Raw genomic sequence first — 13938 nt, 5'->3', positions numbered from 1 at the left:
TGGGGAATTTTGCAAAGGTCTCAGGCCGTCTGAATATGATTTCAGACGGCCTTTTTTTTACTGCAAGCATACCGAATCAAGCATTATTTGGCTTAATATTTATCCTAACTGGCGGCATTAACACACAAAGATTCAATCTTACCTGCTCTCGGGAAGCGGATGGTGTAACGTCCTTTTTGATTGATTTCGGCAAAGCTGAAGCGGTTTTCAGGCTCATCTCCATCAGCCCCTACTTCCAAAGCAATCCGTTTGCCTTTCGGGTCTTTCACAACGATACTGGGACTGACAGGCGCGAATGAAAGCACTAAACCGGCATCTGCCGAACTATTAAAACCAAACACTTGGCCACGTTTAACCTGTAAGGGTTGGTCAATGCAGCCTGTTTCATTCAGAGGCAGCATTTTTTCAGCAGAGGCAAATGCCGCACTCCCTAACCCTAAGGCAACAATCAGAGAAAAGCTCGAATATTTCATATAGTTTCCTTTTAGAATTGAAATTTGAATACAAACAGATATTTAGCCCAGCATCTGCTCCATTCAATTATCCCTGCCCCAACACTTTCCGTGCCGCTTCCACACCCCAATACAAAGCCTCTTCAAAGACCGAATAGCTGCTTAAATCACTGTGTGCAAACAACAATCCAGAATTTCGATTTCTGATTTTTAATAAAGCCTTATTGCTTAAATAGCCGGGCTTCGGCACGCTCATGCCATGCCCGCGAACGGTAATGTCAACACGGGAAACGTGCCGCCAAAAGCCTTCGCCGTAAGCGGTAAGCAAATCTTGGGCGGCAAGCTGGAGCAGCTCTTCGTCGCTTGCTTCAAGCAGCTGGCGGCGGACGGCTTGTGGCGTATCGTGGTTGAGCGCGGCATAGGCGGTAAAAATCGTGCGTTCAGGACGGGCAACCCGGATAAGCTGATTGGTCGCAACAACATAGCCCAGCCCTTGACTGCCATAAACCACGTTGTCCCATGCAAGTTCGCTGTTGTTTTTTTCTTTCGGGAAACTGTGCAGTTCAAAATTGGAAACCAGCCATGGCGCGTATTCTGGGATGTCCAGACCAAATTGTTCGGGAGATTCAATAATGTGGGAGGCAACCATCAGCGGCATGGCGGAGATAACGTGTTGCGCGGTGACGGCAACGGTTTCCCCTTTTTCATTATCACGCAGCCACACTTCAATCCGGCCGTCTGAAAGCGGTTTGATTTTGACGGCGGAAGCATTAACCGAAGCAGGCTTCTCCAAACGGATACTGCTTTCAGACGGCCATTGCCAGCCTTCCTGCAAACCGGCATAACGGCGCAGGTTTTCAGAAAGATGCGCCAAACCTTCGGGCCAAGTGAGGACGGTTTCCGCGCTGTTACGGGCGGCAAAATAATGCAGTCCGGCAAAGGCAGACACTTGCCCTATGCCTTGTCCGTAATCGTCGCGGCAACAATAATCGAGATACCATAAAAGCTCGGGCGAGTTATAACTTTCTTGCTCAAGCCATTGTTGAAAGGCCAGATTATCGAGTTTGCGCCATGTCTCATCTGCCGATGACAGCGCAATCGGAATGGCAAAAATTTTCTTACCGTCATTGCCGTAAGCCTGTTTCAGATGGCCTATCAAATCAAAAAACCGTTTGGAATCCGCATCTTCTTTCGGCAATAAATGTTCCACCCATTTATCCTGATACAAAAGGCGCGATTCGGGTGCATAGACCAAATCGGTTTCCCTAAAGCTGCCGTCCGGCTGCAAGATACCGAAATCCGCCAACATCTCGCGCACATACACGCTTTCTTTCGACGGCAAAGCCAAATAATGCGCACCGCTCGGCGCTTTCAGACCGTCTGAAGATGTATAGGCGGCATTGTTGCCATTGCGTTCAAACCCTTCCGCCAACAATACATCGCGGTGATGATGCTTCGCCAAATACCACAATGCCCCCAAACCCGCCGCACCGCCGCCAAGTATCAAGGTATTGCATTCATAACAACGGGTTGGCCGATTGAGCAATTCCCCGTCGCGCAACAAATGCCCCAACGGCAAGCCGACACGGTTAATAGAAACCGGCGGTTTGCGGTTGAGGTATTTATAAGTCTGCCAAGAGAAAGCAGAAGCAGCACCAAGCGCGGCGGTATAGCTGAGAAATTGACGGCGGGTTAGCATGTTTTATAAAAAAGGTCGTCTGAAAAAATAAAAGTAAAACGGCACAACGAGGTTAATCAGGTCTTGCGTTATTTATGCCCTGCCGAATATCCATGATAGGAGCTGCCGGAATCCGATGAGTCGCTGTCTTCCGCTTTGACATAGTTGAACAAGACGGTAAGGAAAATGATGAAAGCAAAGAAAATAATCGTCCCTACCCGTTCTTCTTCGTAATCACGATCGTTTTTATATCTGTCAGAAACCCATATCCATACCAACGCACACAGACTGATCGCTATGCCGACAGGGCTACGTAGATGCGGCGACAACCAGGCCGGAAGGTTGACGATGATAAGAATCAGCATAGCAATGATACGGGCTACATTATCTCTACTCCCAATATTTCTATTGTCGCCCTTCAGCCAGTAAGAGAGCATCTCCTTAGTATCAAAAGACAGGCCGAATGCCTTTCTCATTTGACGGTAAGACACAGGACTGCTTTTACTCCAGACTATTTCATCCTTGCTCTGCTCAGAACACAGAATGACATTCCGGCCATAACTTTTCTTGCCGCTATATTCCTTGTAATGAAGCAAATCGCCTTGTTTGACTTTCCAATAAAAAGCACCAGCCGCTGCCTCGACCTGTCCGCGGTAATGATCAATCAACATTTCACCGGCAGGATTGCCACTTGAATCAAAGTCCGGCCATGTGTGTAAGGTTTCTGACAACCGCCAGCGTTTTCCAGACTCAATCAGCCAGGCAAACCCTTGCTGCGTGTTATAAAGCAGATATTCCGTCCAGTATTCAGACTGATTTTGGTTATAAGACGGTATTTCGGCAAATCTTACAGCTCCGATAATCAGATATTCTGTATCGTTCAGACGGCCTTTCGTACCAATGGAAAGCGTAAACAGGTTTTCTTGTTCTTTCCTTTGGGCATTTGCCTCCATCAACGCAACAGTATCTTTTGTCGTGTTCAAACTACTGCCGCAAGACTGACACAAAAGGAAAGAAGTAACACCACTTGGCCAATGGACAGGAGTGCCGCAATGTGGGCAGTTTTCAGAAAGAATATCTCCTTTCAGACGGCCTGCACTTTCACGGATTTCATCATCACTGCGCTTATTTTCCAGCTTCAAACTGTCCAAACTGACTATGCGTCCGAAGTAGGAGTTCATTGGAAAAGTCGAATAATCCAAGGTCAAAAACAAATTGCCCCGTCGCCAGTCGCAAACCTCGCCTGTCGCTTGATTCCCAGATAGGTTGAACGGCAACTCGCCTTGCGCATCGGTATTACGGTAATGTATGGTGCGAACGTCTGACGCAATAAAGGTTTGGCCATTAAAGATCAACGAACTGGAACCTGCTTTCACCGACTTAAAATTTTTCGGCCCCCGTCTCCTCTTCTGAGTAAGCAAACATGTCATCGCATATAAATCGCCAACCTCGGAAAGCCAGCCGGTCTGCCCGTCATCAAACAAGACATACCATTCATTCCATGCGCCGACATCGTAATGCACCTGCAATCGCCCAATCAGCGTAAATTTCCGATCATCAAAAACGCCTCTCGTCCCAATCTGCAACGGACTGAAATCCTCCATCAGCGCAGAATCACGCCCTGAATTGGCAACAAAATATCCACTCCTCCCCTTACCGCTTCCAGCAACCAGCATACTGCGGCAATGGCCACACACCAGCGTCACGGCAGTAGCGGAATACGCCTCCACAGGCGCACCACAGCTTGGGCAATCGGTTTTGAAAAAAGGCGTTTTTTCCATATAGCGTCAATATTTCAGTTTAATCAGCGCAAGGTTTAAGGCCGTCTGAAAACGGATTGAATATGTTTTCAGACGGCCGGAAAGATTTTATGGTTCAACCGATAGTTGTATATCATCTAGTATACCTTCGCCACGTTGCACAACCGTCCAAACAGCCCTTTCAGCCGCCAACTCCCTGCACAAGATTTCCTTCACTTTTTCCAATTTCATGCCGCCGCAAATAAATGCGTCAATGGCGGCGAAGCGGTGTTCCGGCCAAGTGTGGATACTGATATGGGACTCGGCAAGCAACAAAACGCCGGTTACGCCGCCTGCGCCGCCGAATGTGTGGAAATGTTCAGTCAATATGGTGGCTTCTGCAGCCTGTGCGGCAGCTGCCAAAGCGGTTTTCAGACGGCCTTCATCTTTTAAGATGGCTTCATCGCAGCCGTATAAGTCCAATAGGCCATGATTACCGGGGGCATGGGTCATTTATGGCCTCCGGAATAACCACTGCCGCCGTAATAGCCGCCGGAGTGCATACGCGTGCCGTCGGAGTCAGAAGAGCCGTAGCTGATGATCATGGAGATGACGATGATGATGGTGCTGAAAATGATGTAAGTGATTCTCGACATGTTAATCCTCGTCTTCGTCTTTTTTGCCCATGGTCCACAACAACCAGCATCCTATAAAGATGACGGTAAGTGCGGCAGAGCTGTCACCGGTCAGAAGCGCAGGGAAATTGACTACAACTAAGATGGCGGTCATTATGATTCTTAATGATTTATCAATACCGTCTGCCGCCATGTTTGCAGTGTAATGCGGTGCGCGGCTGGTTAAATTAAACGCATCTGCAATTTCCCGATAAGCAATGGGGGTACTTCTACTCCATGCCATTTCATGACTGTTTAGTTCGGAACCAAGCTTACGGCTTTGTCCGTCTCGGTAATCGCTGTAATAATTCAAATCACCGCTTCGGACACGCCAATAAAACGCTCCGCTGGCAATCCTGACCCGTCCGCCATAGTCATAAAGTTTGCCATAGCCTTGCGGTTGGCGGTTGCGGTCGAGGCGCGGCCAATCGTTCAAGGTTTCGGAAATATTCCAACCTTCATCAGCTTCAACCAGCCATAAGAAACCCTGAGTTGGGTTGTAAAGCAGATACTCTGTCCACTGCCCTTCTGGTGCTAATGTATGTTTGGCACCTTTGAACAAGTTATCAAATGTTTCCTGCGCATCTGTTTCTAAATATCGGATTGCGCCGATAACATGAAACTCTTTATTTTTCAGACGGCCTGTCGAGCCGACAGGCAAAGTAAACATCGTATTTTGCGACAAACGCAGATTATTGGCGGTAATAAGCTCCGCTTTATCTTTACCGACTGCCAATTCGCTGCCGCAACTTTGACAGTTCAGATGGGAAGTCAGACCGTTCACCCAATGAATGGATGAGCCGCAGTTAGGACAGTTTTCAGAGGTAATACTGCCTTTCAGACGGCCTGCGCTTTCTTTAATTTCATCTTCGTGGCGCGTGTTTTCCAGCTTCAAATCATCTAGGTTTACCATCCGCCCGAAGAAGGCTTCGGGAGTTTTATTGTTGTAATCGAGCGTGATGAAAAGGTTTTCACAACGCCAATCGGAAACCCGATTTTCTGTATCCTCTTTCAAAACAAACGGCAATTCGCCCTGCGCAGCCGCGCGTTTCAAGCTGATTTTGCGGACATCGGAGGCAATATAGTGCTTATCTTGAAAAGTCAGCTCGCTAAATCCGGCTCGCGTGTCTTCAAATTTCGGCGGATTATCGATTTCGACCGGCATGGTCATCACATACAAATCGCCCGCCTCAGAAAGCCAACCTGCCCTGCCGTCGTCAAACAGCGCATACCATTCATTCCACGCACCATCATCGTATTGCACCTGAAGCCGTCCGACCAAGGTAAAGCGTTGCGCGACAAATGTGCCGCTGGTTCCGATTTGCAGCGGACTAAAATCTTCCAGCAATGCGGAATCGCGGCCGGAGTCGACAACGCCGTTATCTTGCCGCACCAGCATGCTGTTGCAATAGCCGCACACCAGCGTCACAGCAGAAGCAGAATGCGCTTCGACAGGTGCGCCGCAGCTTGGGCAGTCGGTTTTGAAGAAAGGAGTTTGAGACATGGGTTTGCTTTTACAGAATGGGTTGGAGTGTTTCAGACGGCCTTAATGTTTATATCAACTGGTTTTATCAATGATTTCAAATTAGAAACAAACCAAATCGCCGAACGGACTCAATCAAATGATTCGAAAGGCCGTCTGAAACCTTTTCACAGAAGCAGCTACGCTTCTTTTGAATGATATTTTTCAGACGGCCTTCAATTGATTAACCAATCAGCTGCTTCAACACTTCAGCCTTGGCCTTATCAAAATCTTCTTGCGAAATCAAACCGCCATCCAGCAAAGACTTGAGTTTCACCAGTTTCGCCTGCGGATCTTCGGCAACCGGCTGAGCATTTTGCTGAGCCTGTTGCGTATTCGGCTGCATCATGCCAGACATGGCACCCGCCATCGCCTGACCAATACCGGCACCTACGCCCAAACCTGCACCAATTCCGGCAAGTCCGCCTTCATTTTGTGCCGCAAGTGGGATAGATTCGGCGGTTTGATATTGGGTGTAGCGTCCCAAATCGCCGATAACGCCCATCGAAATTTTCTTATCCAACGCAGCCTGAATAGACGCGGGCAAGGTAATGCTTTCAACAGTGAAGTTTTCCAGCGCCAAACCCAGCTTGGCAAATTCTGCGCCGAGCAATTCGCCGATTTTTTGCGACAGCAAAACTTGGTTCGCCGCCATATCCAAGAATGGGATACCGGAGCTGCCAAACGCGGCCGCCAATTGGGTGACTGCAATATTGCGCAGCTGGTTTTCCAAATCTACACCGCTGTATTGAGCCGCCACGCCGCTGACTTCTTTGAAGAATTTTGCCGGATCGCTGATGCGGTAAGAATACATACCGAACGAACGCAGTTGCACCGCGCCAAACTCGGCATCGCGCACGGTAACAGGTTGGGATGTGCCCCATTTTCGTGCAAGCTGTTGTTTGGTATTGAAAAAGTAAACATCCGATTTAAACGGAGACTCAAAAAGCTTGTCCCAGTTTTTCAAGTTGGTCAGCACTGGCAACGTTTGCGTATTGAGCGTGTAACGCCCCGGACCAAACACGTCGGCAGTCACGCCTTCATCGACAAACATCGCCATCTGCGCCTCACGCACAGTCAGGCTCGCACCGTTTTGGATCTCCTCATCGGCAATCGGAAAACGCCACATCAACAGGCTGTCATCGGGATTCGGCCATTGAATGACGTCGATAAACTGTTTCTTGATAAAGTTGAACATCGCAGTTCCTTATTTGAAAAAGAAGGGATAACTTATGGGTAGGTCAATTTGCCTAGTCGGTTATATCGCTTATTTTATACAAATAGAATGTCATATGATATAAACATTCAAAATGTCTTTATGCATGGGAATAGAGTGGGTTGCTCTATCTATTTTTAGTGTTAAACCCACTAGCCGACCCAGAAACATTAACATATCATTAAAATTCATGCAGACTCTGTTTTACACTATTTTTCTGCTTTTACCTGCGCTATATCATAAAAAAGACAAATACAGGTAGAAAATCATTAAACACTATACCAAGCGTTCACTACACCTGTTAATATTTACCAAATCCTAGAAATTCATCATGCTGTATTGTCAAATTATCACATTGGCTTTCATAAAGTAAAAGGAATTTATATGAAAAATTCTGCTCATTTCTGTTTTGCAGTGTTAGCACTCTCTGCTGCCGTAAGTACACAGGCTGCCCGCCCTGTTGAATTTACCGTTGGTAGCGAATATTACAACGAGACCTATCGCGAATACGAAAAAGATGGTAGTCGCTTAATGCAGCAAAAAGGCAACTTATGGTCTATTAATGCCGGCGTAAAATACCGTTTCAACGATCGCCATGCGGCAAAATTAGAAGGCCGTTATTCGCGCGGTAAAACAGATTACACAGGAAGCGTACAATATATAACTGAGGATTATATCGACGATTCAGCAAGTTATGGCTCAGCCACACTCAAAAATGCACCACGCCGCGCATACGATATCCGTGCCTTATACGAATATACACTCCCGATTAACGATCGCTTTAGCATTACTGCCGGAGCCGGCTTGGGACACCGTGTTCTGAGAGACTTAAGCAGCCGTATTGATCCTAATGATTATGACCGCAAAAACCGAACCACATATGCGCAAATCAATACTGGAGTAAATATCGCCCTTCCTGCAAACTTTGAGATATCTCCCCGCATTGCCTACAATCGTGCCGTGAAAGGCCGCCAATATTCTTACGAACCCGACCAGGTAGAAACCCGAATGAAACAAGGCGGCGGACAAGGTATTGAGGTTGAAGTGCCTATATCTAAAAAATTCGCGAACGGTTCCAAAATCAGCCTCACTCCATTCTATCGCGGCTGGAAAGTTAAAGAATCGAACCTTACCGTTACGGAAGAGTATGACTCATATGAATTGGGATCTATAGAACCTAAAAACCACACACACGAAGCGGGCGTAAGATTGCAATACTCTTTCTAATTTGATGAGTTTAAGTAGTTAAAACGTTTCAGACGGCCTTGTATATAACAGGCCGTCTGAATTTTTTGATGCTTTCAGAATTTCACTATAACGCCAATACCATCAGACATAAGACCTTATCAGTCAAAAAATCTACAGATAATTTCTCCAGGCAGGAGTCAGGATCAGCACATCTTTTGCTATCCAACCGACCATCAAAATCAAGTCAAGCAAGCCGCATTCAAAATACCGATCGAGATGGACACTGCACCAAACAACGCGCCGACGGCGACATTGTTGCCGATAAGTTCTGGGGTAGCGTCTTTAATCATCATTGTTGCAGCGAAATAGACAAAAATCTGAATCACTGCTGCGGCAAGTCCCCACAGGATAAAATCGATGAAGCTGACGCTGTGGGCAATGCTTGAGGCAAGCGTCAGACAGAAACCGACCAATGCGCCGCCAAACGACAAGGCGCAGGCAAGGTTGCCGTTTTTAATCAGGCGCAACTCTTCGGCAGGGGTAATCCGCAAATATACGGCACCGAAAACTACAGTCATTGCGATACCTGCCAACATATATTGCAGGTAAAGCAGATATTGGGACAGAGAAATACTCACGATAAGATTCCTTAGTTTGCAATAAAGTGATTATGCCATATTTTTGAAGATCAACCCTTCGGAAATACAGCATTTTAGAAGCGCTTCAGGCCGTCTGAAACAGACTAATTTTTAATTCATGTTTTATTACGATAATTGTTGACGATTTTTGTATGTTTATGTAACTATTGCGCACTGCCATTTAATTAGAGTAAAGAGGAGAATTATGAGCATGCTCGCCGCTATCCGCCCTAAAGAGCCTTTGCGCCATCTGCGCTGGTTTGACATGCTGATTGTGACCGCCATCCTGTTCGGTCAATTTGCCTACCGTTCTACCCAACTTTATATCGCCAGCCTGATGCCGCAAGTGGAAACGGCCGCTGCTACCGAAGAAGTACGCGATACTGCGGTAACCGGCGTGGCTTATTCTGAAAACATGAGCCTGCAGTTGACGCTGCTTGCTATTGCTTTGATTTACCTCGTTATCCGCCGTTTCGACTTCAAACAGCTGCCGATTCGCTTTAATTTAGGCGTATTGTTTTGGACGCCTGTGATTTTTATCCTGATGGGTCTGACCGCCGATGCGGTAACTTCGTTAAGCGGCGGCTACAATTACTTCACCACTGAAATCTTTCAATACATCAAACCATTATCCATCTTCGACAAATTCGCCGCCCTTGCGCCGATGGCCATCCTCTACGGCCTTTTAAACGGCTTTTACGAAGAATTCTGTTTCCTCGGCCTTTTAACCTGCGTGGAAGACAAATACAAATGGCAGGCATTGGCCTATTCGACCTTGGTGCGCGTCTCTTTTCATACTTATCAAGGCATGCTTTGGGCGACCGTTATCGGCGTTGTTTTCGGCTTGATGTACTACTTCTTCTACAAATACAAAGTCAAAAACCTGCTGCCGTTTTTCCTGATTCACGCCTTGGCAGATATCTTCGGCTCCGGCTTCATCTATTTGATTTGCGCTTAATCGCAACGGTTGGCTGAATAAACAAGGCCGTCTGAAACATCATTTTTCAGACGGCCTTTTATTATCTATCGGTTTACTTAATCAAAGTAATTGCCACATCTGCATCTTCGGTTGCAACTGCCTCAATCACTGCATCGCCGCCAAACCTCAACACCGAGCCTGCGCCGACCGTATGTTTTTCAGTCTGATTCAACGTTACGTCAAAGCTTCCTTTTCCAACGGCAAAAATCAGCGTTTTAAAACCCGGATGATCGTGCGGCTTAATCTGCTCCCCTTTCTTCATGTCTTTCTTAACAACCATGTAATTTTCGCCGCTGAAAATTTTACCGTTTTCGGAAGAAACCTCTCCCAAAGGCGCGGCAGAAACGGCAACGGAAAACAAAGCAGACAGCAATACAGCAGAAATATTGGATACTTTCATGGCAAGCCTTTCTTAAAATAGGGCTTCCATTCTATAAAAACCTACCTCATTACTCAATAATAATTCTTATTTTCTAATAAAAAGGCCGTCTGAAACCCAACGATATTTTTCAGACGGCCTGATTGACCTGTATAATATTTTCTTACTAATAAAATCGCTTTACATACCCATCAAATGGAAACCATCAGGAAAGATCCGCTCGGCTCGGCATGGGTGGTTATTGCCGCGCTCAGCTTTACCGTCATGAACCTCTCCGTCAAAGCCGCCTCTACACATTTCGGCTTTTCCAGCGGCGAGCTGGTCTTTTGGCGCATGCTGGTCTCCACCCTGTTCTTAGGCATCATGGCCAAAGCGCAAGGCAACACATTTTCCACGCCGCATTGGAAAACCCATCTCAACCGCAGCGTCATCGGCACGCTTGCCATGATGTGCACGCTTTATTCCGTCATACATCTGCCGCTGGCAACAGGCGTCACGCTCAACTACACCTCCTCCATCTGGCTTGCCATCTTTTCATTTTTCATTTTAAAAGAACGAATTACGCTTTATACCCAAGCCATTTTGATTATGGGCTTTATCGGCGTTATCCTGTTGCTCAATCCATCTTTTCAAGGCGGACAGGAATTTGCCGCACTGGTCAGTTTGGCAGGCGGCGCCATGTCAGGCTGGGCGTATTTGCAAGTGCGCGAACTCTCGCTTTTGGGCGAACCGGGCTGGCGCGTGGTGTTTTATCTGTCGCTTACCGGTCTGATTATGTCCGCCATTTGGAGCTGCTTTACCGGCTGGCATCCGCTGACCGTGTCTTCCCTGCCCTATCTGGCCGGCATCGGCATCTCCGCCATGATTGCCCAACTGGCCATGACCCGCGCCTATAAGGTTGGCAAGAAATTTACCGTTGCCTCGCTTTCCTACCTGACCGTCGTTTTCTCCGCCCTGTCCGGCGTACTGCTTTTCGGCGATAAAATCACTTGGCAGGAAGCCGCCGGCATGGTTATCATTGTTGCAGGCGGCGTGTTCAGCAGTTTTACTCCGGCCTCAATCAAAAAATTTCTGATGAAGCAATAATTTAACAAGGAGAACACCATGATTTCCATCCGCGAACAATCTTACGGCTTAAACGTAGCGCTGTACAACGAGTTCACTTTGGACGATTTCCGCCAATTGGAAGAAGCCTTGTTGGCCGCAAAACAAAAAGTCCATCTGCCCGACATCCTGTTGGACTTGTCCATGCTGAAAGACTTCACCATCGATATGGCGGTCGAGCAAATCAAATTCCTCAACCAACACGAAACCGACTTCGGCCGAGTTGCCGTCATTACCGACGACATCTGGATCAAACTCGGCGCGCGCCTTTCCAGCCTCCTGACCAACCAACACCCAAAATATTTCAGCGATGCCACCGAAGCACAGGCTTGGTTATTGACAAGCAATTTGAAATAAAGACAAGGCCGTCTGAACGCATTACCTGAGCAAATTCAAAACCGCTTAGGCTCAAAATCAACGGTATCACAATATTTTTCAAAGCATAAAAAAGGCCGTCTGAAACTTTGCAACCTGCAAAGTTTCAGACGGCCTTTCATCGTTTCTACTCAACAACTTACATGACATCCAATACATCAATACCCAACAATTCCAAGCCTTGTTTCAGCGTATCGCCGGTCAGCTTCGCCAGTTGCAGGCGGCTGTTGCGGGTTGCGCCTTCTGATTTCAAAATCGGGCAGGCTTCATAGAAGCGGCTGAACAAAGTGGCAATTTGATAGAGGTAAGCGGCGAGGTAGTGCGGATACGCCGTGTCCGCCACGCTTTGCAGTACGTCTTCAAATTTCAGCAGCTCGGCAGCCAGTTGTTTTTCCAAAGGTTCGGTCAAAACGGTTAGCGCAGTTGCGTCCCATTCGCCTGCTTTGCGGAACACGCTTTGCACGCGGGTATAGGCATATTGCAGGTAAGGGGCGGTATTGCCTTCAAACGAAAGCATGGCGTCCCAGTCGAACACATAATCGCTGGTGCGGTTTTTGCTCAAATCGGCATATTTAACCGCGCCGATGCCGACGGTTTTACCGATTTTTCCTGCTTCGTCTGTGCCTAATTCAGGATTTTTCTCTTTCACCAAAGCGGTGGCGCGCTCAACAGCTTCGGTCAGCAGATCAACCAGTTTCACGGTGTCGCCGCTGCGTGTTTTGAACGGTTTGCCGTCTTTGCCCATCATGGTGCCGAAGCCGATAAACTCGGCTTTTACATCTTCCGGCAGATAGCCTGCTTTGCGGGAAGTGGTAAAGAGTTGTTCAAAGTGCAGGGCTTGGCGGTGGTCGACGACGTAGAGCAGGCGGTCGGCATGAAGCGTGCCGACGCGGTAACGCAAACACGCCAAGTCGGTGGAAGCATAAAGGAAGCCACCGCCTTGTTTTTGTACGATAAATGCGGCAGGCTCGCCTTCTTTGTTTTTGAACTCATCCAAGAACACGACTTTCGCGCCGTCGTCTTCGACTGCCAGACCTTTTTCGACCAAATCATCGACTACGGGTTGCAAATCGTCATTGTATTTAGATTCGCCTGCCACATCTTCAGGACGCAGTTTCAAGCCCAGCGTGTCGTAAACGGCTTGAGCGTGCGAGAGTGAAATATCGACAAACTGTTTCCACAATGCCAATACGGTTTCATCGCCGCCTTGCAGCTTCACAACGTATTCGCGTGCGGTGTCGGCGAAGGCAGGGTCTTCGTCAAAACGCACTTTGGCGGCGCGGTAAAACTGCTCCAAATCCGCCAGCTCAAATGCGGCATTGTCTTTTTGCTGCTCAACCAAATAAGCGACCAACATGCCGAACTGCGTACCCCAGTCGCCGACGTGGTTTTGACGGATAACGGTGTTGCCCATAAATTCCAACACGCGCGAAATGCTGTCGCCGATGATGCTGGAACGCAGATGGCCGACGTGCATTTCTTTGGCAAGATTAGGCGAAGAATAGTCGATAACGACGGTTTGCGGTTGGGCGGTTTTCGCTACGCCGAAACGCGCGTCGCTCAAAGCCGTCTGAATGTTTTGGGCGAGGAATTCAGGACGCAGGCGCAGGTTGATAAAGCCTGGGCCGGCTACTTCCGCACTTTCAATCACGGCGTTGTCGGCCAGCGCTTCGGCCACTTTTTGCGCCAATTCGCGCGGATTTTGTTTGGCTTTTTTCGCCGCACCCATCACGCCGTTGATTTGGAAATCGCCAAAGTCGGGATTTTTCGCCGCCTGCAATACGACGGGGCTGTCGGACAAACCGGCAGCGGCAAAGGCTGCTTGGGCTTCACGTTCGACGGTTTGGTATAAATTCATGTTGTCGGTCTCTATCAATTCAAATCAGGCGGTATTTTAAAAGAATTTCGGGCTTTAAAACAGGGCAAGCCGCAATACTTTTCCAGCGGCTTGTTATATGATTGTATTCTGATTCAACGATTTTGCTGTCAAGGCC

At 47.8% G+C, this 13938-nt stretch carries 14 protein-coding genes; 4 read left to right on the top strand and 10 right to left on the bottom strand.

The features are described 5' to 3' along the window. Positions 1–104: 104 nt before the first annotated feature. The 7 genes from HMPREF2700_RS05005 to HMPREF2700_RS04980 all read right to left on the bottom strand — a co-directional run bounded on the left by HMPREF2700_RS05005 (position 105) and on the right by HMPREF2700_RS04980 (position 7263). Positions 105–473: a hypothetical protein gene (locus HMPREF2700_RS05005; RefSeq protein ID WP_070590704.1), complete on the bottom strand. Its 369-nt coding sequence runs from the start codon at positions 471–473 to the stop codon at positions 105–107. Positions 474–540: 67 nt separating this feature from the next. Next, positions 541–2151, bottom strand: a complete 1611-nt coding sequence (locus tag HMPREF2700_RS05000; RefSeq protein ID WP_070590701.1) for an NAD(P)-binding protein — start codon at positions 2149–2151, stop codon at positions 541–543. Between the two features lie 68 nt (positions 2152–2219). Continuing rightward, positions 2220–3911: a DUF4178 domain-containing protein gene (locus HMPREF2700_RS04995; protein ID WP_070590699.1), complete on the bottom strand. Its 1692-nt coding sequence runs from the start codon at positions 3909–3911 to the stop codon at positions 2220–2222. Between the two features lie 87 nt (positions 3912–3998). After that, complete coding sequence (gene speD, locus HMPREF2700_RS04990) at positions 3999–4382, bottom strand: adenosylmethionine decarboxylase (protein WP_070590697.1); 384 nt, start codon at positions 4380–4382, stop codon at positions 3999–4001. Next, the gene (locus tag HMPREF2700_RS11785; RefSeq protein ID WP_168162736.1) at positions 4379–4525 is read right to left on the bottom strand and encodes a hypothetical protein; all 147 of its coding nucleotides are present in this window, start codon (positions 4523–4525) and stop codon (positions 4379–4381) included. Before HMPREF2700_RS11785 ends, speD begins: the two co-directional genes overlap by 4 nt. A gap of 1 nt (position 4526) precedes the next feature. Further along, positions 4527–6047, bottom strand: coding sequence for a DUF4178 domain-containing protein (locus HMPREF2700_RS04985; RefSeq protein WP_283129671.1), 1521 nt, complete (start codon positions 6045–6047; stop codon positions 4527–4529). Positions 6048–6249: 202 nt separating this feature from the next. Further along, the gene (locus HMPREF2700_RS04980; protein WP_070590694.1) at positions 6250–7263 is read right to left on the bottom strand and encodes an SPFH domain-containing protein; all 1014 of its coding nucleotides are present in this window, start codon (positions 7261–7263) and stop codon (positions 6250–6252) included. A gap of 402 nt (positions 7264–7665) precedes the next feature. Here HMPREF2700_RS04980 and HMPREF2700_RS04975 point away from each other — a divergent pair, with 402 nt between their 5' ends. Next, a complete protein-coding gene (locus HMPREF2700_RS04975; RefSeq protein WP_070590692.1) occupies positions 7666–8508 on the top strand; it encodes an outer membrane beta-barrel protein in 843 nt (280 codons plus the stop codon). Between the two features lie 200 nt (positions 8509–8708). Here HMPREF2700_RS04975 and HMPREF2700_RS04970 read toward each other — a convergent pair whose 3' ends face one another. Next, on the bottom strand, positions 8709–9107 hold the full coding sequence (locus HMPREF2700_RS04970; RefSeq protein WP_210389033.1) for a DUF350 domain-containing protein: 399 nt from the start codon (positions 9105–9107) through the stop codon (positions 8709–8711). Positions 9108–9312: 205 nt separating this feature from the next. On the opposite strand from HMPREF2700_RS04970, the gene HMPREF2700_RS04965 reads away from it, so the two are divergent. Then, a complete protein-coding gene (locus HMPREF2700_RS04965) occupies positions 9313–10065 on the top strand; it encodes a CPBP family glutamic-type intramembrane protease (protein WP_070590690.1) in 753 nt (250 codons plus the stop codon). A 73-nt stretch (positions 10066–10138) separates the two neighbouring features. Here HMPREF2700_RS04965 and HMPREF2700_RS04960 read toward each other — a convergent pair whose 3' ends face one another. Further along, positions 10139–10486, bottom strand: coding sequence for a cupin domain-containing protein (locus tag HMPREF2700_RS04960; protein WP_003686176.1), 348 nt, complete (start codon positions 10484–10486; stop codon positions 10139–10141). A gap of 174 nt (positions 10487–10660) precedes the next feature. Between HMPREF2700_RS04960 and HMPREF2700_RS04955 the strand changes: the two genes are divergently transcribed. Together HMPREF2700_RS04955 and HMPREF2700_RS04950 are read left to right on the top strand one after the other, a co-directional pair. Further along, positions 10661–11551, top strand: a complete 891-nt coding sequence (locus HMPREF2700_RS04955; protein ID WP_070590688.1) for a DMT family transporter — start codon at positions 10661–10663, stop codon at positions 11549–11551. Between the two features lie 18 nt (positions 11552–11569). After that, positions 11570–11926: a SpoIIAA family protein gene (locus HMPREF2700_RS04950; protein ID WP_070590685.1), complete on the top strand. Its 357-nt coding sequence runs from the start codon at positions 11570–11572 to the stop codon at positions 11924–11926. A gap of 157 nt (positions 11927–12083) precedes the next feature. Here HMPREF2700_RS04950 and argS read toward each other — a convergent pair whose 3' ends face one another. Further along, positions 12084–13802, bottom strand: coding sequence for an arginine--tRNA ligase (argS, locus tag HMPREF2700_RS04945; RefSeq protein ID WP_070590683.1), 1719 nt, complete (start codon positions 13800–13802; stop codon positions 12084–12086). Between the last annotated feature and the right edge of the window lie 136 nt (positions 13803–13938).

Origin of the sequence: Neisseria sp. HMSC068C04 (genome assembly GCF_001810105.1) — a bacterium.
In the GTDB taxonomy this organism is placed as follows: domain Bacteria; phylum Pseudomonadota; class Gammaproteobacteria; order Burkholderiales; family Neisseriaceae; genus Neisseria; species Neisseria flavescens_B.
This window is presented reverse-complemented; position numbering and strand designations above follow the sequence as displayed.